The organism is Streptomyces sp. NPDC041108, assembly GCF_055592645.1.
On record NZ_JBVIYK010000001.1, the window covers coordinates 500,986 to 524,930 of the forward strand.

A 23,945-nucleotide genomic window follows, 5' to 3' on the forward strand; every position below is an offset into this window, starting at 1 on the left:
CCCGGCGCCGATCCTCGACGCAGCCCGATCTCCTTGACGAAACCCGTAGGGGGGCACCCCCCGCAGTCGCGGGCTTCCCGCTACGAGGGGCGAGACACGATGAAGCCGTCCCTGACTCTGTCGAAGACAGGGCGGTGGGCGTCCCAGTCCGCGTCCGGGGCCGAAAGGTAGATGTCGTACTCCCGTTCGCCTTCCCGACCGTAACCGAGGTCGATGGCACGGAAGGACCGGGCCCGCCCCTGGAAGGTGAACTCCCACACCGCGGCCGGCTGCCCACGGAAGGTGGTCTTCTGCATGCGGAGCTTCCGGTACGAGGTGGGGTAGTTGACCTTCGTGTTCGCTTCGATGTCCTTGAAGTGGGCCATGGGGTGTGAGCCGGCGGGGTCCACGACGCCGATGGCCAGGCGGGCCAGCCCGGTCTCGTCGGTGTAGACAACTTCCCCTGACGTCCGCTTACTGGCCTTCCAGCCGTCCGGAACGGGGAATGACACACCGAGCCCCTTCTCCGTGACCAGGTGGAAGCCGTCGGGGACGGGCGGGATGGACGGCGAGGCGGCGGTTTTGGTCTTTCCGCCGCTCGTCTTTCCGCCGCTCGGGGACGTGGTGTTCCTGTCAGGGTTCGCCGTCAGGTACAGCGCGGCCCCGACGACCATCGCGGCCACGGCCACCGCCACGGCGACCGGGACGAGGATCCGGTGCTTCCTCCGGCCCTGCCGGGACGGTTGACGACCGGCCTCGGGGCCTGTTGGCGCTCCCGCTCCCGTGCGCGTTCCCGTTCCCGTTCCTGATGTGGTTCCCCGGCGTGTGTGCCCTTCGCCGGTCTTCGGATCGTCGTGCGACTCCCCGGTGGACCGGCCGCCGGGCAAGGTGTTCCCGTCGCCCGTCACCCCGCTGTCCGGAACTCCGCCGACCCGGCCGCCCCCGGCTCCCGGTGTCGGCAGGGCGGTCATGGCCTGCCCGGACACCGCGGCCCGCAGTGCCCGTTCCGTCTGATCGATGTCGGGGCGGTCCGCGGGGTCCTTGGCGAGGAGGGCCTCGATGAGGGGTTCGAGGGCGCCGCCCTGCTTCAAGGGCTCCAGGGGGTCCACCGCGATGGCGTACGCGGCCTCCATCGCGGTGAGGCGGCGGAACGGCGGGCGGCCCTCGACGGCCTGGTAGAGGGTCGCGCCCAGGGCCCACAGATCCGAGGCCGGGCCGGGTTTCTGGCCGCGGATGCGCTCCGGGGCCATGTAGTGGATGGAGCCGACCATCTCGCCGGTCCTGGTCAGGGTGGAGGCGTCGGCGGTCATCGCGATGCCGAAGTCGGTGAGGACGACCCGCCCCTCTGCGGCGAGCAGGACGTTGCCGGGCTTGACGTCCCGGTGCAGTACGCCGGCGGCGTGCGCAGCGCGCAGCGCGGCGACCATGCCCAGACCGATACGGGCCGCCTCCTCCGGCGGCAGGGTCCGGCCGTCCGTGAGCAGGTCGGCGAGCGTGGGCGCCGGGACGTACTCCATGACGATGCAGGGCCGGCCGTCACCGGGGCCGCCCTCGAAGCCACCCTGAACGCCGTCCACATGACCGTCCACGTGGTCGTCCACGACGTCATGGACGACGATCACGTTCGGGTGCGCGATCCGGGCCGCGCTCCGGGCCTCCCGGCGCGTGCGCTCGTACAGGGTGACCAGGTCGTCGGGGGACAGATGCGGCTGCACGTGCAGCCGCTTCACCGCGACCTGACGGCCGAGGACCTCGTCCCCGGCCCGCCACACCGTGCCCATGCCGCCGCGGCCTATCTGCTCCGTGAGCCGGTAGCGCCCGGCGACGAGCCGCCCTACGTCCGACACCACGTGCCCTCCGCCAGCCCCGCATACGTTCGATTCGCCTCGTCAGCCTATCCGGCCCCGGCCAAGGGCCCGACAGGAGGAGCGGGTTCGCGGGGCACGGGGCGGCGGTGCCCCGCTTGGCGTGGCGCTGCCGCCCGGGAGCCGCGGTGAGGGCCGATGATGGTCGGATGACCGCCACTTCGTTCGATCCGCGTGCCCTGCTGGCGAAGAGCCGGCTCGGTGTCCTCGCCACTCTCAAGGCCGACGGCCGCCCCCAGCTGTCGCCCGTCATGCCCTCCTACGACGAGGAGGCCGAGGTCATCCGCATCTCCACGACCGAGGCGACCGCCAAGACCGCCAACCTGCGCCGGGACCCGCGTGCCGCACTGGAGGTGACCAGTTCCGACGGCATGTCCTGGGCCACGGCCGAGGGCACGGTCCACCTCGTCGGACCCGGCACCGACCCCGAGGGCCCGGAGGTCCAGGCCCTGGTCGACTACTACCGGGCCGCCGCCGGGGAGCACCCGGACTGGGACGAGTACCGCTCGGTGATGGTCTCCGACCGCCGGGTCCTGGTCGTGCTGACGGTCGACCACGTGTACGGTGCCGCGCTCGGCTGACGGCGGTTGCGGGCCGGCCCGGGGCCCAGCGGTGGGGCGTGGACGGTGGTTCGGCGTACCGTCGTGACTGTGGACCTCACGGCAGACGGTCTTGTGTCCCGAGTGGCGCGTGAGCTCGTCCCCAGGGCGGGGGAGCTGACCGCCGAGGTGGAGTGGTGCCTGCGCCGGGAACTGCCCGAACTGTGGGAGCACCCCGACGCCATGGGCTCGGACAACGTCGCCGAACACGTCACGGCGGTGCTGTCCGCCCTTCAGTACGGCGTCGACCCGGGCGGTATCGAGGTACCGGACACCGAGCTGGAGCGCGTCCGCCGCGTCGCCCGGCACGGCGTCCCCGTCAGCGCGTGGCTGCGGGCGTTCCGGCTGGGCCAGGCCATCGTCCTGGACCACCTGCTGGAGGAGATGGTCCGGCGCACCGACGACGCGGCCCTGATCGGCGAGGCCACCCGCAGCCTGATCGCCACGGCGACCGGGTACGTGGACCGCACCTCCGAGCAGGGCGTTGTGGCGTACGAGGAGGAACGGGACCGGCGGCTGCGGTGGCGGCTGTCGATGGTCAACGAGGCGAGCATGCGCATCGGCACCACCCTCGACATCGCCCGCACCGCCCAGGAACTGGCCGACTTCGCCACCGAGCACTTCGCCGACCTCGTCACCGTCGACCTCCTCCACTCCGCGCTCGACGCCCACGACACCCCGGCGGACGTCCCGCCCGCCTCACCCGTGCTGCACCGCCTGGCCCGTCGGTCGGCCGCCCACCCCGACGCCGCGCCCACCCGTCGGCGCCCCCACACCTTCCCGCCCGGCTCACCACCGGCCCGTGCCCTGAGCACGGGCCGGCCGACCCGGCACCGGCTCGACGCCGGCGGCCGGGGACCGCACGAGAGCGCGGGGCCCGCGGACGGAGGGTGCGCGGGGGAGGACGGGCGTGACGACGGTGCCGAGGCCGCGGACCGGGCCGCCCGGGGCGGGGACGGCACGGCCGGGGAGGACGGTGGCCCGGCGGCCGTGGACGGCGTGCCGCCCGGCCGCGCCCGACCGGTCCACTCCACGCTGGTGGTGCCGCTGCGCGCCCGGGGCGCCACGCTCGGTGTCGCGCAGTTCTGCCGGGACCGCAACCTCGACGCGTTCGACGACGAGGACCTGCTGCTGGCCCAGGAGATCGCCGCCCGCGCGGCGGTCGCGGTGGACAACGCCCGCCGCTACACCCATGCCCGCGCCACCGCCCTCACCCTGCAGCGCAGCCTGCTCCCGCGCCGCACCCCGCCGCAGTCCGCCGTCGACGTCGCCTTCCGCTACCTGCCGGCCGACGCCCGCGGAGGTGTGGGAGGCGACTGGTACGACGTCATCCCGCTCTCGGGGGCCAGGGTGGCCCTCGTCGTGGGGGACGTCGTGGGCCACGGCGTCCACGCCGCCGCCACGATGGGCCGCCTCCGGACCGCCGTACGTACCCTCGCCGACATCGACCTGCCGCCCGACGAACTCCTCACCCACCTGGACGACGTGGTGATCCGCCTGGCCGCGGAGGTGGAGGACGAGGGAGAGGACGTGGGTGGGGCGGGGGACGAGGCCGGGGCCGCCACGGGGGCCGGACCCCTCATGGCGGCGGCCCCGGGCACGGCGGCCCCCCGTGCCAGCGCGGCCGAAGCCGTCGGCGAGGGCGGGGACATCGGTGCCACCTGCCTCTACGCCGTGTACGACCCCGTCTCTTGCCGCTGCACCCTCGCCCGTGCCGGGCATGTGCTGCCCGCCGTGGTGCGGGCGGACGGCAGCGTCGACATCCTCGATCTGCCCCCGGGCCCGCCCCTCGGCCTGGGCGGGCTGCCCTTCGAGACGGCGGAGATCGACCTGCCCGAGGGCAGTCTGCTCGCGCTCTACACCGACGGCCTGATCGAGGCACGTGACCACGACATCGGCGCGGGCCTGAACCGGCTGCGTGACGCCCTCGCCCGGCCCGCGCCCTCCCTGGAGGCCACCTGCGACGCCCTGCTCGAAGCCCTGCTGCCCGCCCGGCCGCCGGACGACGTGGCCCTTCTCCTGGCCCGGACCCGGGCCCTCGGCGCGGGTCAGGTCGCCACCTGGGACCTGGAGGCCGAACCCGCCGCCGTCGCGAGGGCCAGGGCCCATGTCACCCGGCAGCTCGGCGACTGGGGCCTCGCGGAGGCGGAGTTCACCGCCGAGCTGGTGGCCAGTGAACTCGTCACCAACGCCATCCGCTACGGCAGGCCCCCGATCCGGCTGCGCCTCATCCACGACCGCACCCTCCAGTGCGAGGTCTCCGACTCCGGGGGCACCACCCCGCACCTGCGCCGCGCACGTGTCTTCGACGAGGGCGGCCGGGGCCTCCTCCTGGTCGCCCAGCTCGCCGAGCGCTGGGGCACGCGCCGGGCCCGTAGGGGCAAGACGGTCTGGGCGGAGCTGAACACCTCCGCCGCCGCCCCGTTCCCGCCCCTGACCGTCCTCTAGCCCCACCCCCGGGGGCGGTACCGCCCCCGGCGCGCGGTACGTCACGATGGGGATCATGGAGCGTGTCACCGGGGCCCCGTCCCTCGGCAAGGAAGGCTGGAAGCCATGAGCACCATCGCCGTCATCGGAGCCGGGCCGGGTCTCGGCGCGGCCGTCGCCCGTCGCTTCGGCCGTGAGGGGTTCGCCGTGGCGCTCGTCGCCCGCGACGCCGAGCGGACGAAGGCACTCGCCGCCGGCCTGGCCGACCAGGGCGTCACGGCCCGGGGTTTCGCCGCGGACGTGCGCGACCCGGCCGCCCTGACCGCCGCGCTCGACGCGGCGCACACGGCCCTCGGGCCGGTCGAGGTCCTGCAGTACAGCCCGCTGCCGCACCCCGACTTCATGCGGCCGGTGCTGGAGACGAGCCACGCCGACCTGGTCGGCCCGATCGAGTTCTCCCTCTACGGCGCGGTCGCCGCCGTCCGGCAGGTACTGCCCGGCATGCGCGACCTCGGCCGCGGCACCGTCCTCCTCGTCAACGGCGGCACGTCCGTGGTCCCGCACCCGGACCGGGCGGGCACGTCCGTCGCGTTCGCCGCGGAGAGCGCGTACGGCCACCTGCTGCACGACGCCCTCGCGGGGGAGGGCATCCATGTCGCCCAGCTGGTCGTGCCCGGCGCGATCGTCGCCGGGCACCCCAGGAAGGACCCGGCCGTCCTCGCCGACACCCTGTGGGGTCTGCACCGCGACCGGCACGGCTTCCGCCACTTCGCCGACGACCTGGACGCCGCGTAGGGGCTTCGCGCCGCGTACCGCCGCCGACGGCCCCAGCAGCAGCTCCACCCGCCCACCTACCCGTCCGCCCGCCCGTGACGCGGCCGACGCGCGGTCGTGCGGGGCGGGTGTCAGGCTGAGATCACCGGATCCGCGAACGCGAAGGGACATCCCGTGATCACCACCGACCTCACTCCCGGCTCCCCCTGCTGGCTCGACCTCGGCGCTCCCGACGTACCGGCCGCGGCGGCCTTCTACCACTCGGTGCTCGGCTGGGAGTACGAGCCCATGGGGGGCGGCGGGGAGGCGGACGAGGGCATGGAAGGCGAAGGGGGCGTGTTCCGCAAGGACGGCAAGGTCGTCGGCGGGCTCGGCGAACTCACCGAGAAGGGCGCGCGCCCGGCCTGGATGATCTACTACACCGTCACCGACGCGGACGCCACGACCCAGGCCGTGGAGCGTGCGGGCGGCACGGTGCGGGTGGCGCCGAGGGATCTCGGCGACTGGGGGCGGATGGCACAGTTCAGCGACCCCCTCGGCGGCCAGTTCGCCGTCTGGCAGCCGGGCGCCAACGCCGGGTTCGAGCTGGCCGACGAGCCGGGCTCGCTGTCCTGGACCGAGCTGTACACGACCGACGCCGCGGCCGCCAAGGAGTTCTACGGCGGCGTGTTCGGCTGGCAGTTCGGCGACATGCCCCTGCCGGGCGGCGCGGGCACGTACCACCTCGTCACGCCCGCCGGACTCCCGGAGGAGCGGATGCAGGGCGGCGTGATGCAACTCCGCCCGGAGGACCTCGGGCCGACGGACGGACGGCCCTACTGGCACCCCGTCTTCGCTGTCACGGACTGCGACGCCGCGGTCGCGGCCGTCACCGGACACGGCGGCAGTGTGCAGATGGGGCCCGTCGACATGGAGGACGTCGGCCGGCTGGCCGTCTGCCTCGATCCCTCCGGCGCGGACTTCGTGGTCCTCGCCCCCACCGGAGGCTGACTCCTCGCCCCCGCCGAGAGTCGGCTCCGCGCCTCCGCCGAGAGCCGACTCCTCGCCCCTGGCGAGCGCTGACTCCGCGCCCTCGCCGCCTTTTCGTCCTCCATCGCCTCTCGGCCATTGCGCGAAACAGGATCAGCGGTCATCATCCCATCAACAGGAATCCTGTTAATTCAAGGTTGCAGGGATGGGCGGGGCCGATCATGTCGTTCAGTGCCAGAATGCAGGCAAGAGGGGTCCAGCTGCTGCTCAGCGGCGTCATGACCCGTATCCACAAGGACCTGCGCTTCACCGATGTCCCGAAGCGGACGGAAACCCTCCGGGTGGAGACCGGCGCCGGCCCGGTCGACTGCACCGTCTACCGCCCGCCGGCCGACACCGCGGGCCCGGCCCCCGTGTACGTCAACTTCCACGGCGGCGGCTTCATCGTGGCCCGCCCCGAGCAGGACGACCACATCTGCCGCTACATAGCGGCCACGGCCGGGTGTGTGGTCGTCAACGTGGACTACGCCGTCGCGCCGCAGCGGGCCTTCCCCACCGCCGTCACCCAGGCATACGACGTCACCGAGTGGATCGTCGAGAACGGCCCGGCGCACGGCTGGGACGGCTCCCGGGTCGCCGTGGGCGGACACAGCGCGGGAGCCAACCTGACCGCCGGGGTCTGCCGTACGGCCCGCGACCGGGGCACCTTCACCCCGCGCCTCCAGATCATCGACTCCGCGCCGCTCGACCAGCTCGCCGACCCGGCCACCAAGCGGTCCCGCATCCCCAAGCCGTTGCTCAGCCCCCAGCTCATGCGGATCTTCACCGCCGCGTACGTCCCCGACCCGGCCGACCGTGCCGATCCCCTGGTCTCGCCCGGACTCGCCGACGACCTCGCCGGACTGCCGCCCGCCCTGGTCATCACCGCCGAGAACGACCGGCTGCGCGACGAGGGCGACGCCTACGCCAAGGCCCTCGCAGCCGCGGGTGTACCGGTCACCCACCGCCTCTTCGAGGGCGTCGACCACTATTTCACCCACACCGGCCCGGTACCGGCCGGCAAGGAGGCGATAGCCCTGATGGCCGACTCCCTGCGCACCGCCCTCGGCACCACGGTCCCCGACGCTGCCTGACCGCGTTCGCCCGCGGTCATCGCGCCGTCGGCGGCGTCCCCGCGGACGGCCCGACTCGCCGCCCGCGTACGGCCCACGCCGTGGAGCAGACCCAACGAGGCGTCTCCGTAAGCCTGTTGGGTGCCGGAAGCCACACTGTCCCGCGCCCGCCCGATGATCCGGCACGCTCGTCGGCGCGGGGCCGGCGGTGTTGGCCTGAGGCCGAGCGCGAGACCTGATGCGAGACCCGACACGAGGCCGGCGGTCGCCGGTCCCCGCGGACGAAAGGCGTGACGTGCGGCTCCACACCCGCCAATGGGGCGCAGGCGACCGGACCGCCCTGCTCGTGCACGGCATCATGTCCGACTCCCGTACCTGGCGACGGGTGGCCCCGGCGCTCGTGGAACGCGGCTACCGGGTGATCGCCGTGGACCTGCGCGGTCACGGGACCTCGCCGCGGGGCGCGTACAGCCCGGAACTCTTCGCCGACGACCTCGTCGACACACTGCCCCGGCAGGCGGACCTGGCCCTCGGCCACTCCCTGGGCGGGCTCACCCTGTCCCTCGCCGTGGAGCGGCTGCGGCCCCTGCGGGCGGTCTACTCGGACCCGGCCTGGTCGTCGGCCGACCCCGCCCGGCACATCGGCCCCGAGATCTTCGCCTCCTTCAAGCACGCCACCCGCGGGCAGACCGTCGCGCTCAACCCGCGCTGGGACGCCGAGGACGTCGACATCGAGATGGCCACGCTGGCCGCCTGGGACGCCGCCTCCGCGCACTTCCTCGGCGGCCGCCCGCTCACCGGCTTCGTCCCCGACCGCCCCGCCGTGCCCTCCCTGGTCCAACTCGCCGACCCCAGCTTCCTGGTCGGTCCCGAGGACACCGACCGACTCCGGGCGGCGGGTTTCGAGGTCCGTACCGTCACCGGCGCGGGACACACCATCCACCGCGACGACTTCGACGGTTTCATGAAGTCCCTGGACGGCTGGATCTGACGTCCCGGGCCCGTTCGCGCACCGGGAGCGTCCGGGCCGGCTCTCACGCCGATCCGCGTGCCCTCTCGAACAGCACGGGGTCGTGCGCGTTGACGATGGTCAGGCCGGGATCCACGCGCCCGTGCAGCTCGGCCAGCCGGGCGTGGTTGTCGCGGACCCGCCCCCGGTCGTCCGCCAGCAGGTTCTCCACCGTGCGGAGGGTGCGCGGCACCGGGTGTCCGTCGAGCGTGGCCCGGTGGAAGAAGGCATCACCGGCGTGCAGGATCCAGCGGGGTCCGGTGTCCACCGCGACGCAGGCATGACCCCGGGTGTGGCCCGGCAGGGAGATCAGGACGATCCCCGGGGTGACGGCGTCGAGTTCCCGGGCGGCGGCGAAGCCGCGCCACGCCTCGCCGTCCGGGGTGTGCTCGACGATCTTCGGACCGTGGGCCCACTGGACCGGCTTGTACCGGGACCGCTCACGCCGGGACGGGGAGACCATGGACCCCAGCACCTCGGCGGCGGTCGTGTGCACCTGTGCGTCGGGGAAGTCGGCCAGCCCTCCGATGTGGTCGAGGTCGAAGTGGGTGACGACGATGTGCCGGACGTCGTCACGCCGGAACCCGAGCGCCTCGACCTGACGCGCGGCCGTCTCCTCGGCCCGCAGCACGGGCCTGAGCAGCCGCCGGTCCCGCCCCAGACGTCCCCGGGGATCGGCGACATCGCGCAGCCCGAACCCGGAGTCCACCAGCACCAGCCCGCTCGGCGCCTCGACGAGCAGGACGTGGCACACGAGCGCGCCGGTGAGCGGCGGGACCATGGTCCCGCAGTTGAGGTGATGGACCTTCACGGCGGCACCGCTTTCGGGACATCGACGGGAGAGCGGCAGGACCCGCTCCCGGCCCCCTTCCCGAGAGGACCGGGAGACAGCGTACGGCCACGATCCGCCGGCACGGAGGTCAGTGGCGGCGGGGATCGGGACGAGGGCCGGCGGCCATGCCCACGGGGCGCGCTTCACGGACGTACGGGCCAGGTGCAGGGTGAGCCTCGGGGCGGTGGACGGCGGTTCGACGAACATGTCGATCAGGCCGCGGGTCGCTCCGCGGCCGGCGAGGGGCGCGAACCTCGGTCCCGATCACGTCCTCCTCGGCGAGGGGGCCCATTGGGGCTCTGGGCGACGGGTCGTCAGAAGACCGATCCTGGCCCGGTCCGCGACCGCTGCGCGAGTGAAGACGCACGGCCGCAGCTCCCCTCAAGAAGCGCGGCGGATCACAGATGGGCCACGACGAGCCGCTTTCGGCCTTTCCCAGGAGCAGGCACCGGCGCTCGCGGCCGAGCAGCGAGCTGAGCGGGACCGCCGCGATCGCTTTCGGTCAACGTCACCTGATCGTCGATGCCGCCCGCAGCATCGGCGTAAAACTCGTGGGTTCGATGTGCACCGGTGTGGGCGTGATGGGAAGGCGACACGTGCTGTCCGACGAAGTCTGGCGCGACCTGCGCAGTCAAGGCGTGACCAGGATGTTTCCGGAGCGCAGTGTGATGCTGCGACAAGGTTCTCCCGGGACGCACCTCCTGGCTCTCACCTCCGGGTTGGCCAAAGTGGTGTGCCGAGAGCCGAACGGTGGCAAGACCTGGCTCGCGTTCCGAGGGCCGGGGGACCTCCTCGGAGAGGTCTCGGTCTTCAACGGCACTTCACGCACGGCAGACGTTGTCGCCCTCACGCCCTGTGTTGCGGTCGTCCTGGACGCCGAGCGTTTCGTGCGGTTCGTCGAGGAGCGCGGATTGGTCATCCATCTGATGCGCCAGGCACTCGCCAGGATGCGCGAGTCAGACCTCCATCGAGGTGAACTGCAGACCTTGCCCTTGGTCGCGCGGCTGGCGCGCACGCTGCTGAGGCTGGCCGTGCTCACCGATCAGATGGCGGAGAACAACGCCGTTCGGCTGACGGGCCTGAACCAGGAAGAGGTCGCGCAGGCTATCGGCGTGACACGCAATGCGGTCATCAGCGGGTTGCGGCAGCTGAGGGCCGTCGGGCTGGTCGAAACGGCGCGGCGGGTGATCGTCATCAGGGACGTTGAGGCCCTGCAGCGCTGGGCGGCGGCCGACTGAGGACGGCGGTCTGTGACTCGGGTCACACCCCATGCGCCCAGCGCTGTGCACTCGGCGGAGCGGTGCGGATGGAACCTCGAAGCAGCCCGACCACGGCTACTTACCGGACCATCCGTGAGGAGATTCCGCATGGCTGTACCCATGCCTGTGCCGTACGCCGAAAGCCGACCGCTCCCGCCCTACCGCGCCCTGTTCGCCGTTGACGCGAAGGACTTCACCGGCCTGCCGGCCGCTCAGCACGGCCCGGTCAGCCAGCTCATTCCCCAGCTGGTGGACCAGGCCCTGGAGCGGGCCGGCCTGCACCAGTTGCGCGATGCCCAGCGGTTTCCCGCCAATACGGGGGACGGTGTCGTCTTCGGGTTCGACCCGGTGCACCTGCCCTTCGTGCTCTGGCCCTTCCTGGGCGTTCTGGACGACGTGCTCGGTTTGTACAACCGGCAGGCCGTCGGCCCGCGGATCAGGCTGCGGGCCAGCATTCACGTCGGCCCACTGCCCGATGGGGGCGAGCCCGGGGACGGCAACGGCACGGCCCGCAACGACATGCACCGGCTCCTGGATTCGCGTCCGGTCAAGGCGATCCTCGCCGCGGCGAGCGAGGAGGTGACCCACCTCGCCGCAATCGTCTCGGAACGGGTCTACGAAGACGTCGTGTTGGGCGCCTACACGGGACTCCACCCCGACCGGTGTGTCGAAGTGTCTGCCACCGTCGAAGGCAAGAATTTCTCGCAGCGGGCCTGGCTGTACGTTCCTTCGCCTTCCGGGAACCTCGCGCGGGCGGGCATCCAGCCGCGTGAGGAACCCGTAGGCGCGGTGCCGACGGCGCCCGCCGTGGCGCCGGACAAGGGGCCCGGCACGCAGTACAGCGGAAACTCCCAGCACGTCGGGGAAGGCGCCGCGGTGATGGGCAACGTCGGTCGTGACTTCACCTATACCGCGCCCGCGACCACGTACCGCGGAACCAATCAGCACTGGGGCAGCGGAGACAACGTTGCGGGTGACAAGCGGGCCGGCGACAGGGACCACCGATGAACGCCGGACCAGGCCGGGCCGCCGAGCCGGACATCCGGCCGGACACCGACCAGCCTGATCCGTCGGTTGGCCCGGTGGCCGGTCAGCACAGTTCTCTCCGTGAGGGCCGCCAACGGGTGGACAGCGGGGTCGCGTTGATGGGGAACGTCGGCGGCGACTTCACGTACCTGAACATCAGTGCGTGGACCGACGAAGCCACCGAGCGGATCCTCAAGCCGCGCCTGCGCGAGGGGCCTTATCCGGCGGAAGAGGTGCGCGGCCGGCTGTACGGATTCGTCGAACCGCCGTCGTACGCACGCTGCCGGAAGGCGCTGGACAGCCGGATCGTGCTGCTCAGGGCGAGGGCCGGAACGGGCGCCGGCACGGTGGCGTTCGCCCTTCTCGCCGAAAGGCACGGCGAGGGCGGTGTCACGGGCCTGGACGCGATGGGGGATCTGTCGGCATGGCAGCCGAAGGCCGGCCGTGGGTACGTCCTGCAGGGTTTGCCGGCGGCCTCCGCCCGATCTCTCGACGGTGTGCGGTTGGCGGGCCTGGCCGAGGCCCTGCACGGCGCCGGGGCGCACCTGGTCGTCACCATGGCGCAGGATGCCCGGTTGCCGTCAGACAGCAGCCGGTGGGAAGAGGCGCATGCCGCGCCCGGACCGCATGAGGTCGCAGAGCGGCGACTACGGCTCGCGGCCGCTGAGGGGAGGCTCGACAGCTCGCAACTGGACGCTGCACTGGGGCACCTGGCCTCCCCCGAGTTCACCGACTACCTCTCGACGCATCCGCTGCCCGGCGACGCCGTCGACCTATCGGACGGGTTGCGGCAGTCCGCGGAGACGTCGGCACCGACCGGGTCCGTGCTCGAGGAGCTCCTGACCGGCACCGAGGCCGCTGCCCGGTCCGCGCTCGCGAAGGCCCGGCACAGTGCCGACAAGGTCTCGTTGATGGCGGCCGTCGCTCTGCTGCCGGGACAGGACCGCACGGTGATCGAGCAGTTCGCCACAGCATTGCGCCCCTTGCTCGGCGCGCGTGCTGCCGAGACGAGACAGAACGAGCCCCCGGAGGATCAGTCGCCGGACGTCCTCGGCCCCTCGTTCGAGGACCGGCTCGAAGCCATCGGCGCACGCTCGCTGGCACCTCGTAGTTCTCCCGCCGACCGGTACCGCTACCCCGTGCAGCCGATCGTCTTCTCCGGCAGGCACCGCTCCGCGACACTCCTGCGCCACCTGTGGCTGGACTTCGAAGGCATGCCTGAAGTGCTGTGGGGAGCGCTCGAGCAGCTGCGCTATCAACCGGGCCTCGATCTGGTCGCCGGAGAGGCGATCGGCCGGGTGCTCGCACACGCCACCGGCCCCGGCGCGCTGACTCAGCTGCACCGCTTCGCCTCCTCGGGCGACCGCTGGCGCCGACGTCTGGTCGCAGTCGCGCTGGGAGAGATCGTCCAGCACCCCCTGGTGTCAGGTGCGGTCAAGGAGCAGATGCGCCGGTGGAGCCGGTCATCTGCAGTTCTCCGCTGCACGGTCGCCGAGACCTGTGCGGGCAGCTACGGTCTCGCCCGGCCGGCCGCGGCCCTCAGACTTCTGGACACAGTCCTCGACGGCTCCTCTGCGGAGTTGGACGCGAAACTGCGTTCCGCCGTCTCCTTCGCGCTGGGCGCCCTCCTCACCGAGGAGGCGAACCACATCGAGGTCCTGGAGACGGTGACGAGGTGGCTGGAAGCCGGCCGGGGAACCCCCCGTCACACGCTGGCGGTGCACGTGATCCACTCCATGTGCCTCTCGACGTTCCCCCCGCCGGGCGCACCGGGTGCCGTCCGTATGAGCCTGGCCCGGACTCTGGAGCGCCACCCAGCGCAGGGCTTCGCCCTCGTCGTGCTGGGTCTTGACGACCCGGCCACCTACGAAGCGGTGGCCCAAGGGCTTGGGCGGGTCGAAGCCGACCCGGACATGTTCCAGAGGGCGGCCTTCGACCACGTGTTGAGCGAGTTCTCCCGTACCGCTCGCCATCGTCGGGGAGTCATCCGGTTCCTACTGGGGCGCCACCGAGATCAGACGAACGCATTGCGAAGGAGGAGTGCGTCATGAGCAGGCCCCTGTTCACGTCGGTCAGGTCTTCACCGGTTCGGCAGCTGCTGCGGCAACGGTTCGGATCATCTTCAGATCGCGCGCTCGTCTTCCTCTCGGATCAGGAGGGGGACCGCCTGGAGCCGCCCCGAGGTGGAGACATCTGGGGATACCCCCGACCGTCGATCGGGGCGGCCTTCCGGCGGGAGTTCGACTCGATCGGGTGGGTCTCGCTGTCGGAACGCCGGACAGTGGTGGAGGTGTCACGCCGGAGCCCCGCGACAACAACGCCTTCGCGAGCACGATACGAAGTCGCCTGGAACGTCAGCAACCCGGTGATCGCGGCGCGCAGCGGCCTCACGGAGGACACCGCGCGCCGGCTGATCGACCAGGCCATCCGTGGAAGTGCCGGACTGCCGGATGCTTCTGATCCCCTTCCACAGCCGCCGATCCTGTACGGGACCGCTCAGGTCGAGCCCCCCGGTCAGCCACGGAGCATCGACGGGACGGGCCTGACCTACTGGTTCCTGGACCCTCCAGCCGGACTTCTGCCGGCTTCGAACCATCCTGCCGAACTCCTCCTTCCGCCGGGCTTCGGCGAGGCCCACCGCGAGGCGTACCGCTTCTACCGCGAGGTGGTTGCCGGCGGGCCGGTCGGTCTGGCGGCACTCTGGCTGCTTCACCATCCCGACCAGGCCAGGGAGGTGCTCGACTGGACGGTCGCACACGGTGACCTGCTCACCGAACGGGACGGATGGGAGCGGACGCTGGCGGCAACGCTTCAGGGACTGACGAGAGAGGACCGGGGCTTCGTCGGGGTGAACCTGGCGCGCCTCCTCAGCGAAGTCGGCGTACCCCAGGGCGATGAGGTCTTGCGCAGGATAGGTGACGCGGGTGTACCGCACAGCGGCATGAACGGCTTCCACGGAGGGGCGCCGTGATGCGGGCTCTACCGTCCCGCCTCGCCCAGTGGAGAACCCGGCCCGAACGCCATGCCTCGGACGCGGACCGCGTGGTGGTTCTGTCACGAGAACTCATCGCGCAGAACTATCTGGAGATCGGCCGAGCTGACGGCAAGGCGGCCATTCTTCTGGCCACTGGGGGAACACTCTTCGGGCTCCTTCTCGTACGGCGTCCCCTCGATGCCTTGTGGGCCGTCTCCTTGTGGTGGACGGCAGCGGCCACCACGACCGGGGCGTTGGTCTTCCTGCTCCTTGCTCTCGTCCCGCGCCGTGGGGCACGCGCCGGGGAGAGGCACGGCCTCCTCGCATACTACGAAGACGTGGTGCGTGCGGAGACGCGCGCCGATTTGTCGGCTGGGCTCAGGCGGGACGGCTCAGATCCCCAGCCCCGGCTGCTCTGTGCGCTGAGGGAGACCAGCAGGATCGCCCGAGCCAAGAACCGCTGCGTGCGGTACGCCATTGTCATGCTGCTACCGGCGATCACCGCGGCCTTCCTGGCCGCTGCGCTCGGTCGCTGACCAGCAACGAGTGGGAGGTTCGGCGCTAGTTGGGGACCGGTCCCGTGCTGCCGACGCGCGCAGCGCGATCAGGGGACGGTCGTCCCCGCTCGACGGCTGCCGGTCCCCGCCTGGGGGAGGACGCTGTCGGGATGCCGGTTCTCCCCGCACGACCGGATCCGCCGCTGTCCGCGGGCACTGCACCGCTGCCTGTGCTGGCGCAACGCCAATGTCCGCCCCCGACGTCATGGCCGCCCAAGGCGGAGAACGGGCCGGCATCCGCAGCGAAATGCGATTGCGCTGGGGCGGCGGACCAGCCCTCGCCTCGTGATCAATCAACCCGGCGAACCGATGCGGTCCCAGCGCTGGTCATGGGGTGCGTGATTCTCCCCAGGGGGCCCAGCGGGCCTCTCGTAGGGGTTCGCAAGAGCTAAGTTGATCAACGGCGCCGGTGTGCGGTCTACAGCCAGTCGCGCTTCTTGAAGATGACGTAGAGGCTGACACAGACCACCGCCATCAGCAGGATCGCGAAAGGGTAGCCGCCGGCCCACTTGAGTTCCGGCATGTGCTTGAAGTTCATGCCGTAGATGGTTCCCACGAGTGTGGGAGCGAAGAGAATGGCCGCCCACGACGAGATCTTCTTGATCTCCTCGTTCTGTTCGAAGCCCGCCTCCGCCAACGCCCGCATCTCCGCGTTCTGCTGCTGGGTGACGAGGGTGGCGTTCACCGTGAGGATCTCGGTGAGGGCCTGGCGGAAGCCGTCGACGCGTTCGCTGGTGTGGGTGACGTGGTCGGCGACGTCGCGGAGGTAACGCTGGAGTTCGTCGTCCGTCCCGTACTTGGTGAAGCCGGCCATGAGACCGTGGAGCATGCCGACGAGGGGGCGGGTGGCGCGCTGGAACTCCACCATCTCGCGGGAGAGTTCGTAGATGCGCCGGGAGACGGCCGGGTCACCGCGGAAGACCTCCGTCTCGATCTCGTCGACGTCGTTCTGCACCCCGGCGACGACGGGCGCGTACCCGTCTACCACCGCGTCGAGGATGGCGTAGAGGACCGCCTCGGGGCCGAGTCTCAGCAGCTCCGGGGTCTCCTCCATGCGGCGGCGGACGGCCGACAGGTCCGGTGCCGCGCCGTGCCGGACCGTGATGACGAAGTCCGGGCCCACGAAGACGTGCAGCTCGCCGAAGTCGACCTCCTCGGAGGCGTCGAGGTAGCGGGCGGCGCGCAGGACGACGAAGAGGGTGTCGCCGTAGCGCTCCAGCTTGGGGCGTTGATGGGCCTCCATCGCGTCCTCCACGGCGAGTGGGTGGAGGTCGAACTCGTCGGCCAAGGAGAGCAGTTCACCCTCGGTCGGGCGGGCCAGCCCGATCCACGCCATCCCGGCCGGCGCCTCCCGTAGCTCGCGGTAGGTGTCGGCCAGCGTGGCGGGGGAGGAGACGCGTACGCCGTCCTGGTACAGGGCCGCCTCCACCACGCTGGCCGCCCGCTCGGCCGGTGCCCGCTCCGCCGGTTCCCGGGTTTGGGCCGTGGGCGGGACGGGTGGTGTCGTCGCAGAGGGCAGGGCGCGGCGCCAGCCGGACTTCCGGCCGTCCCTCGGGGCGGAACCGGCACCCTTGGGGGCCGGGCGTGCGCGTCGATCGGCCATCGCGGATGCCTCCCGAGTTGCGCGTACACGTACGACTGTGCGATCACCGAGCAGGATATACGGGGCAAACGGCCCGGGAGCGGCAAGGGGCGCTCGGGGAGGGCTGGTCGGGGTGGGGAGGAGGCGTCACGGTGGGGTCGTCGTGGAGCGGGGCCCAGGAGGGCCGGCGGGCTAGACGGCAGGGACCCGCCGGTCGCGGAGGAGCGGAGGACCGCGCCGCCGGATGCGCGGGCGCGCGGACGAGGAGGCCGACCGCGACGGCGGACGCGCCCACCCCGGACGAGGAGGCCGACCGCGCCCACATACGCACGAACGCCGGACGAGGAGGCCGACCGCGCCCACGTACGCACGAACCCCGGACGAGGGGATCGACCGAGCCGACGTGCGCGCGCCGGGAGTGACGGCACCTCGACCGTGCCGGCCGACCGTCGCACGCACCGCGTCGCGCGAAGGCATCGACCAGGTCAGCGGAGACACCGACCTCGTCAGAGACCATCGCGGACAGAACCTGTCCGCAACTCCCGCTAGCGTGCGCAGCATGACGAACAAGGCGACCCAGACCGCCCCCCGGATCGGCACCCTCGCGCTCAACCGCGCGACCCTGGCCCGCCAGCTCCTGCTGCATCGGGCGCCCCTGTCCGCCCACGCCGCCATCACCCACCTCCTCGGGCTCCAGGCACAGAACGTACGGCCGCCCTACTACGCCCTCGCCGCCCGGCTGGACGGCTTCGCGGCCGAGCAGTTGTCGGCGCTGATGGCCGACCGGGAGGTCGTACGCATCGTCACCATGCGGTCCACCATCCACACGCACACCGCCGAGGACTGCCTCCGCCTGCGGCCGCTGGTGCAGCCGGCCCGGGAGCGGGAGCTGAACATGTTCCGCAAGGGGCTGGCCGGGGTCGACCTCGAACGGCTGGAGACGATCGCGCGGGAACTCGTCGAGGAGGAGCCGCGCACCCTGAAGCAGTTGCGCGAAGCGCTGATCGTGGAGTGGCCCGACGCCGACCCGTTCGCCCTCGGTCTGGCCGCCCGCTGCCGGCTGCCGCTCGTGCAGGTCACCCCGCGCGGTCTGTGGGGCAGGAGCGGGCAGGTCGCCCTGACCACCGCCGAGCACTGGCTCGGCCGCCCCGCCGAGGCGGCCCCCGCGCCGGAGACCGTCGTCCGGCGCTATCTCGCCGCCTTCGGACCCGCCTCCGTCCGGGACATGCAGGCCTGGGCCGGAGTGACCCGCCTGCGCGAGGCGTTCGAGCGGCTGCGCCCGGAGCTGCTCGTCCTGCGCGACGACCGCGGCACCGAACTCTTCGACCTCCCGGACGCGCCCCGTCCCGACCCGGAGACCCCGGCGCCGCCCCGGCTCCTCCCCGAGTTCGACAACCTGCTCCTCTCCCACGCCGACCGCTCCCGCGTGGTTCCGCCGGACCTCAAGGGCCGTTCCTGGCAGGGGAACCAGGCCTATCGCACCTTCCTCGTCGACGGGTTCCTGGCCGGTCTCTGGAAGCTCGGCGACGGCGCTCTCACCCTCGAACCCTTCGGCCCGCTCACCCGGGAGCAGCGGGCCGACCTGGTGACGGAGGCGGAACGCACGCTCACGACCCTGCGCGAGGACGAGGGCGGCGCCCACCCCGACGGCACCGCCCACGACATCCGCTTCGGCGCCGTGGCCGCGTGACACCCGGCGCGGCCGCGTGACACCCGGCGCGGCAGCGTGTCACCAGCCGCCCGCCCGGGCCATGGAGAGGGGGCGCCGCGAACCGCTCGTGGCAGGTTCGCGGCGCCCCCTGTGAGTTCCCGGGGACGTGCCCCGGGAGCCTGTCGGCGCGCGCCCGGCCTCGGTTACGAGGCGATCTGCGCGGCCACCGTGCTGGAGAAGGTGGTCAGCCGGGTGTAGATGCCGGGGAACCCGGCGTCCGCGCACCCCTCGCCCCAGGAAGTGATGCCTGCCAGGACGCCCCCGATGAGCAGGGGACCGCCGCTGTCGCCCTGGCAGGTGTCGACGCCGCCGGAGGTGTATCCGGCGCAGACCATGTCGCTCGCGATGAAGTCGGAGCCGTAGGAGGTGCGGCAGCTGGAGTCGGACACGAGCGGGACGGTCGCGGTGCGCAGCTGGTTGGAGGAGCTGCCGCCCGAGGAGGTGGCTCCCCAGCCGACGATGCGGGCGGTGGTGCCGGCCGCGTAGACGCCCGTGTTCGAGGACGAGACGTACTTCGCCGTGGTGTACGGCATCGCCGTGGACAGGGTCAGCACGGCGACGTCGTCGCCCGTCTTGACATCCCGGAAGCTCGGGTGGACCCATATCTTGCTCACCCGGCTGACCGTGCCGTTGGTGCCGTTGGCGTAGGTGCGGCCACCGACGACCCTGACACTGCTGGTGGTCTCGCCGACCATGCAGTGCGCGGCGGTGATCACCTTGGTGGGCGAGACGAGGGTGCCGCCGCAGAACTGCTCCTGAGAAGCGTCCGTGATCTGCATGACGAAGGGGTACGCGGATGCCGTGGTCGTCGTGCCGCCCACGATGGGCTGGGAAGCGGCGGCGGCGCCCGGCGCGGTGAGCAGCGCGGCAGCGGCGGCGGCAGCGGTGGCCGTGGCGGCCACCATCGACTTCTTGACACGGTGGAACCCGAACATGGTTCTCCTCAGGGGACTTGCCGGTGGGGACACGCGGGTGGGGGTCGGAGCACAGAGCCCGCGGTGCCGCCCCCGCTCGGGGGAGCCGAGCGGGGGCGGCGGGCCGGTCTGTGTGCCCTGGCGTGCGGCACGTCACAAAAAATAGGAGCGAGAGGGATCGCCTCCCAAGGGGGGATCCCCCTAAGGGAGTTGGGGAGGGAAAACCCTCGATGACCCGGGCCGGGGTTTGAGCCTAGGCTGGAGCCGCAAGGTCGCCGCGCGCTCGTGGTCCCGCCCGGGCGCGGCAGAGCGGGAATGTGACGACGGAGCCCAGGTCCCGGGAGAAGGGGCTCGTCAGCCGGTGCCGGGGAGGTCAGTTCGTACGGTGTCCCGCCGCCAGTCGCACGATGTCCACACGCGACCGGATGCCCAGCTTCCGGTAGACGCGCGTCAGTGTCGCCTCCACCGTCTTCACGCTGATGTACAGCCGGCCGGCGATCTCCCGGTTGGTCGCGCCCTCCATGACCAGCTCCGCGACCTGCCGTTCGGTCGCCGCGAGCACGGCGAGGGCGTCCAGTGCCGAAGGGGCGATCGCGGGCTGCTGCGGGGGCGCCGGGGCGACGGAGGCCTCCTCCACCTGACGCAGCCACGGCAGGGCGCGGCAGCGGCGGAACAGCCGGGACGCCTCGTCGTACGAACCGGGCCCGGAGGCCGGTGCCGCTCCCGGCCGGGCGAGGCCGAGTCCCTGCGGGAGGGTGCGCAGCCCCGCCAGGGCGAACGCGGCCCGCGCCTCCTCCAGGCCGTAGCCCAGCTTGGCGAGCCGGTCCTGCGCCGACGTCAACTGCCGTACAGCGGCGTCCTGTTCACCCCGTGCCGCGCGTACCAGGGCCTCGGCCCGGTCGAGTACGGCGAGCACGCTCTCCCGGCCGAGCCGCAGGGCCTGCTGCCGGGTGACGTCGATGACGTCCTGCGCCTCCGCCAACTCGCCCACCCGCACCAGGGCTTCGGCGAGATCGCCGTGCCACCGGCCGCGCGCGGGGTCGTAGATCCCCAGCCCGTCCTCCAACTCCCGTACGCGGCGCAGGGACTGCACCGTGCCCGGCGCGTCCCCGGCCACCAGCTGGGCGTGCCCGAGGGCGCCCAGGGCGCGGGAGAGGTACATCAGGTCGCCGTCCTGTTCGGCGCGGTCGGCGGCCTCGCGGGCCAGCGCCCGGGCCCGCTCCACATCACCGCCGGCGGCCTCCGCGAGCGAGGTGAGCATGGCGGACGCGCCCTCGCCGATACCGGAGTCGCGGGCCAGGACGTATCCCTCGCGGGCGAGGTCGAGCGCCCGGCCGCAGTGTCCGGAGCGCAGCTCGGTCTCGGCGAGGAAGCGCACGTAGTGCACCTCGCTCTCGACCATGCCGCGCCGGCGCACCTCGCGCAGCAGCGAGGTGATCGTGGCGCGGGCCTCGCCGAGCTGGTCGCTCATCATCAGCCAGCGGAAGCGGGTCGCGCCCGCCCCGTTGTGGTGGCAGGCGAGCTGCGGGTCCTGCGGCTCCTTCAGCGCCCGCTTGATCGTCACGGGCGCGTCCGGGTGGCCCATCAGCATCTCGGTCTGCGCCTGGAAGGAGAGCGCGAGCAGCTCGGTGCGCCGGTCCTCGGCGCGCGCCGCCAGCTCCGCGGCCCGGGCGGCCTCCTCCCGGCTCTGGGCGAAGTCGCCCTCGAGGACCAGGGCGCGCCAGGCCAGCTGGTAGCGGACCAGGCCGAGCAGCCGCGGGTCGTCGCCGGCGTCGGCGAGGACCTGCGGGTAGACGGCGTCGACCTCGGCGAGCGACTGCCCGGCCGCGTCGATCACCACCATCCAGGCGCGGACCCGTTCGGCGGGCTCGGTGGCCCGGCTCAGCACCTCACGGGCGATGTCCCGGCCGAGGTCGTTCTCCCCGGCGGTCAGCGCGTCCTCGGCGGCCTGCAGCCGCCGCTCGTCGGGACCCGGTGTCGCGTCCGCCGGGGTGCGCCGGGCCGCGAGGAGCCCCAGTTCGGCGGCGACCGAGGGCGCGCCCCGGTCCCGGGCCACGGCCGCGGCCTCGCCGAGCCGTGCGGCGACCAGCGGATCGGTGCCGTGGGTGGACAGCGCCAGGTGGCGGGCCCGTTCGATGGGGTCGACGGCGGCGGTGGACAGCGCCGCGTGGGCGGCCCGTCGCTCCTGGGCGGTCGCCTCGGCGTACAGCGCGGCGGACACCAGGGGGTGCGCGAACCGCACGCCCGGGCCCTCCCGCTCCGGCGCGAGCAGCCCCAGCTCGACGGCCTGCGCGGTCTCCGCCTCGGCGTTCTCCCGGCCGGCGGCGCGCAGCAGCGCCACGGTGGGCCGGGCACCGGCACTGGCGACGAGCAGGGTGCGGCGGGCCTCGGCCGAGAGCATGTCCAGCCGGTTCAGGACCAGGGTCCGCAGCGAGGTCGGCACCGGCAGCTGCTCACCGGGACGCGGCGGCGTCGGGCTGTCGGCGAGGGCGCGGCCGAGTTCCAGGGCGAAGAGCGGGTTGCCGCCGCTGGTGCGGTGGATGTCGCGCACGGCGGAGCGGGGCAGCCCGGTGTAGCCGCGGTTCTCCAGCAGCTCGGCGACGTGCGTCCGGGACAGCGGGGTGAGCCGGAGAGCGAGGGTGTCGGGCGGGGACGCGCGTAGATACCTGTCCTGCTCGTGGCCGTGCGGGTCCGTCGAGGTACGCACGGCGCACAGCATGCGCACCGGCAGCTCGCCCAGCCGCCGCGCCGCGAACCCGAGCAGCTCGACACTGGCCGGATCCAGCCACTGGAGGTCGTCCGCGACGATCAGCACCGGGCCCTTGGCGGCCAGGGCGCGCAGGGTCGACAGCACCGCCAGCCGGAGCGCGAGCCCGTCGCGCTGGAGGGTGGACTCGCCACGGCCGGTGAGCGCGGACTCCAGCGCGGTGCGCTGCGGGGCGGGCAGCTGGTCGGACACCTCGTCCAGGACCAGCCCGAACAGATCGGTCAGCGCGAGGAACGGCAGATGCGACTCGGATTCGGTGGCCGAGCAGCGCAGCACCGTCCGGGCCGATTCCTCGTCCGCGGCGGCCAGAGCGCGCAGGATCGTCGACTTCCCGATCCCCGCGGAGCCGTGCACGAGCACGCTGCCGCCCCGCGCCAGCTGCTCACGCGCCCCCGCGAACAGCTCCTCCCGGCCAATGACCAGGTCGGGGCGGGGTCTCCCAGGCTCCTTGAACTCCCGTCGCACGGGCCACCGCTCCCCTCGAGTGTCGTGTCCGGGCCAATATTAGGCGTCCAGTCTTTGAATTTCGGAACGTAGGCCCGGTGTGGGAAATAACAGGAAGGGTACGGCATAAGGAATTTCACATGCCTGTTACATGAAAGCCCGTGTCCGCAACACCCTCGTCACGGGGCACGGGCGACCCCGCGACACGCCCGTCGGCCCCGGGGCGAGCGCCCGCTACGGCAGCAGCCCCGCCCGGCGGGCGGCCACCACCGCCGCCAGCCGGGTGTGCGCCCCCAGCTTGCGCATGGCCGACCGCAGATACGCCTTCACGGTCTCCGGACGCAGCCCCAGCCGCTCCGCCGCGACCGCGTTCGTCGCACCCATCGCCACACAGGCCAGCACATCCACCTCACGCGCGGTGAGGGCGACGCGCCCACCGCCGTCCCGGACGGGCGCGGCCGGACCGGCGGCGTCCTCGCCGGAGGCGGACGCGCCCGCCAGCCGGCCGCACACCCGCAGCAGCTCGGCCCGCAGCGCCGGATCGTCGATGCGCGGGGCCAGTGCACGCAGCGCCCCGTGCGCCTCACGGACCTCCTCCCACGCCCCGGCCGAGTCGCCGTGCTCGGCGCCCGCCCGGGCCGTGGCCAGCAGGTTCCGTGCCTCGTCCCGCACCACCAGCGCCTGCTCCAGGTCCCGCGCCGCGTCCAGTGCGGCCCCCACCGTGCGGTCGCCCAGCGGCTGAGCCGCGCGCAGTGCGCCGTACAGCACCCCGCGCACCTGGCGGCGTACGACGACGGGTACCGCGAGGACCGAGCGGATGCCCTCGGCGGCGACGGCGGCGTCGTACTCGTGGCTGATCTGTCGTGACAGCGAGTAGTCGGTCACCCAGCAGGGGCGGGCCAGAGCCACCGTCTTGCCGCCGAGGCCGTTGCCGGAGTGCACGGCTAGGCCCTGGAGCGCCGTCGTGCGGTTGCCCTGGAGTTCGCTGATGCGCAGTTGCCCGGGGCCGGGTTCGACCAGCCCGGCGAAGGCGAGCGGCAGGCCGGTGGCCTGCCGCAGCGTGCGCAGCGCGCCCCGCAGGTCCGCCCTTCCCGACCGTGCCGTCCCGACGGAATCCGAGGCTTCCGATGCCACGAACGCACCCC

18 protein-coding genes are annotated in these 23,945 nt (G+C 72.7%); 12 read left to right on the forward strand and 6 right to left on the reverse strand.

Annotation, left to right across the window (positions count from 1 at the left end; genetic code table 11):
- Window positions 1-80: 80 nt before the first annotated feature.
- On the reverse strand, window positions 81-1,829 hold the full coding sequence (locus ACZ6BB_RS02055; protein ID WP_471613397.1) for a serine/threonine-protein kinase: 1,749 nt from the start codon (window positions 1,827-1,829) through the stop codon (window positions 81-83).
- 164 nt (window positions 1,830-1,993) lie between these two features.
- Here ACZ6BB_RS02055 and ACZ6BB_RS02060 point away from each other — a divergent pair, with 164 nt between their 5' ends.
- The 6 genes from ACZ6BB_RS02060 (at window position 1,994) to ACZ6BB_RS02085 (ending at window position 8,716) form a co-directional block, all read left to right on the forward strand.
- The gene (locus ACZ6BB_RS02060) at window positions 1,994-2,425 is read left to right on the forward strand and encodes a PPOX class F420-dependent oxidoreductase (RefSeq protein WP_471613398.1); all 432 of its coding nucleotides are present in this window, start codon (window positions 1,994-1,996) and stop codon (window positions 2,423-2,425) included.
- A 69-nt stretch (window positions 2,426-2,494) separates the two neighbouring features.
- Window positions 2,495-4,891 carry a SpoIIE family protein phosphatase gene (locus ACZ6BB_RS02065; RefSeq protein WP_471613399.1) on the forward strand — a complete coding sequence of 799 codons (2,397 nt, stop codon included), beginning with the start codon at window positions 2,495-2,497 and terminating at the stop codon, window positions 4,889-4,891.
- A gap of 105 nt (window positions 4,892-4,996) precedes the next feature.
- Window positions 4,997-5,665, forward strand: coding sequence for an SDR family NAD(P)-dependent oxidoreductase (locus ACZ6BB_RS02070; protein ID WP_471613400.1), 669 nt, complete (start codon window positions 4,997-4,999; stop codon window positions 5,663-5,665).
- A 153-nt stretch (window positions 5,666-5,818) separates the two neighbouring features.
- Window positions 5,819-6,634: a VOC family protein gene (locus ACZ6BB_RS02075; protein ID WP_471613401.1), complete on the forward strand. Its 816-nt coding sequence runs from the start codon at window positions 5,819-5,821 to the stop codon at window positions 6,632-6,634.
- Window positions 6,635-6,834: 200 nt separating this feature from the next.
- A complete protein-coding gene (locus tag ACZ6BB_RS02080) occupies window positions 6,835-7,746 on the forward strand; it encodes an alpha/beta hydrolase (protein WP_471613402.1) in 912 nt (303 codons plus the stop codon).
- Between the two features lie 274 nt (window positions 7,747-8,020).
- Window positions 8,021-8,716, forward strand: coding sequence for an alpha/beta fold hydrolase (locus ACZ6BB_RS02085; protein ID WP_471613403.1), 696 nt, complete (start codon window positions 8,021-8,023; stop codon window positions 8,714-8,716).
- 43 nt (window positions 8,717-8,759) lie between these two features.
- Here ACZ6BB_RS02085 and ACZ6BB_RS02090 read toward each other — a convergent pair whose 3' ends face one another.
- Window positions 8,760-9,545 (reverse strand): MBL fold metallo-hydrolase, encoded by a 786-nt coding sequence (locus tag ACZ6BB_RS02090; RefSeq protein WP_471613404.1) that lies wholly within the window; start codon window positions 9,543-9,545, stop codon window positions 8,760-8,762.
- 425 nt (window positions 9,546-9,970) lie between these two features.
- Between ACZ6BB_RS02090 and ACZ6BB_RS02095 the strand changes: the two genes are divergently transcribed.
- From ACZ6BB_RS02095 to ACZ6BB_RS02115, 5 genes are all read left to right on the forward strand, one after another.
- Entirely contained in the window at window positions 9,971-10,804 is an 834-nt protein-coding gene (locus ACZ6BB_RS02095; protein ID WP_471613405.1) for a Crp/Fnr family transcriptional regulator, read from the forward strand.
- Between the two features lie 129 nt (window positions 10,805-10,933).
- Complete coding sequence (locus ACZ6BB_RS02100; RefSeq protein WP_471613406.1) at window positions 10,934-11,833, forward strand: hypothetical protein; 900 nt, start codon at window positions 10,934-10,936, stop codon at window positions 11,831-11,833.
- A complete protein-coding gene (locus ACZ6BB_RS02105) occupies window positions 11,830-13,902 on the forward strand; it encodes a hypothetical protein (protein WP_471613407.1) in 2,073 nt (690 codons plus the stop codon). The genes ACZ6BB_RS02100 and ACZ6BB_RS02105 overlap by 4 nt, the downstream gene beginning before the upstream one ends.
- On the forward strand, window positions 13,899-14,822 hold the full coding sequence (locus tag ACZ6BB_RS02110; RefSeq protein ID WP_471613408.1) for a hypothetical protein: 924 nt from the start codon (window positions 13,899-13,901) through the stop codon (window positions 14,820-14,822). The genes ACZ6BB_RS02105 and ACZ6BB_RS02110 overlap by 4 nt, the downstream gene beginning before the upstream one ends.
- A gap of 71 nt (window positions 14,823-14,893) precedes the next feature.
- Window positions 14,894-15,361 (forward strand): Pycsar system effector family protein, encoded by a 468-nt coding sequence (locus ACZ6BB_RS02115; protein ID WP_471613409.1) that lies wholly within the window; start codon window positions 14,894-14,896, stop codon window positions 15,359-15,361.
- 439 nt (window positions 15,362-15,800) lie between these two features.
- Here ACZ6BB_RS02115 and ACZ6BB_RS02120 read toward each other — a convergent pair whose 3' ends face one another.
- A complete protein-coding gene (locus tag ACZ6BB_RS02120) occupies window positions 15,801-16,985 on the reverse strand; it encodes a magnesium and cobalt transport protein CorA (protein ID WP_471613410.1) in 1,185 nt (394 codons plus the stop codon).
- A 538-nt stretch (window positions 16,986-17,523) separates the two neighbouring features.
- Here ACZ6BB_RS02120 and ACZ6BB_RS02125 point away from each other — a divergent pair.
- Window positions 17,524-18,654: a winged helix DNA-binding domain-containing protein gene (locus ACZ6BB_RS02125; protein ID WP_471613411.1), complete on the forward strand. Its 1,131-nt coding sequence runs from the start codon at window positions 17,524-17,526 to the stop codon at window positions 18,652-18,654.
- Between the two features lie 164 nt (window positions 18,655-18,818).
- On the opposite strand, the gene ACZ6BB_RS02130 is transcribed toward ACZ6BB_RS02125, so the two are convergent.
- The 3 genes from ACZ6BB_RS02130 to ACZ6BB_RS02140 all read right to left on the reverse strand — a co-directional run bounded on the left by ACZ6BB_RS02130 (window position 18,819) and on the right by ACZ6BB_RS02140 (window position 23,934).
- Window positions 18,819-19,610 (reverse strand): S1 family peptidase, encoded by a 792-nt coding sequence (locus ACZ6BB_RS02130; RefSeq protein WP_471613412.1) that lies wholly within the window; start codon window positions 19,608-19,610, stop codon window positions 18,819-18,821.
- Window positions 19,611-19,962: 352 nt separating this feature from the next.
- Window positions 19,963-22,821 (reverse strand): helix-turn-helix transcriptional regulator, encoded by a 2,859-nt coding sequence (locus tag ACZ6BB_RS02135; RefSeq protein WP_471613413.1) that lies wholly within the window; start codon window positions 22,819-22,821, stop codon window positions 19,963-19,965.
- A gap of 213 nt (window positions 22,822-23,034) precedes the next feature.
- Window positions 23,035-23,934 (reverse strand): response regulator transcription factor, encoded by a 900-nt coding sequence (locus ACZ6BB_RS02140; RefSeq protein WP_471613414.1) that lies wholly within the window; start codon window positions 23,932-23,934, stop codon window positions 23,035-23,037.
- Window positions 23,935-23,945 lie beyond the last annotated feature (11 nt).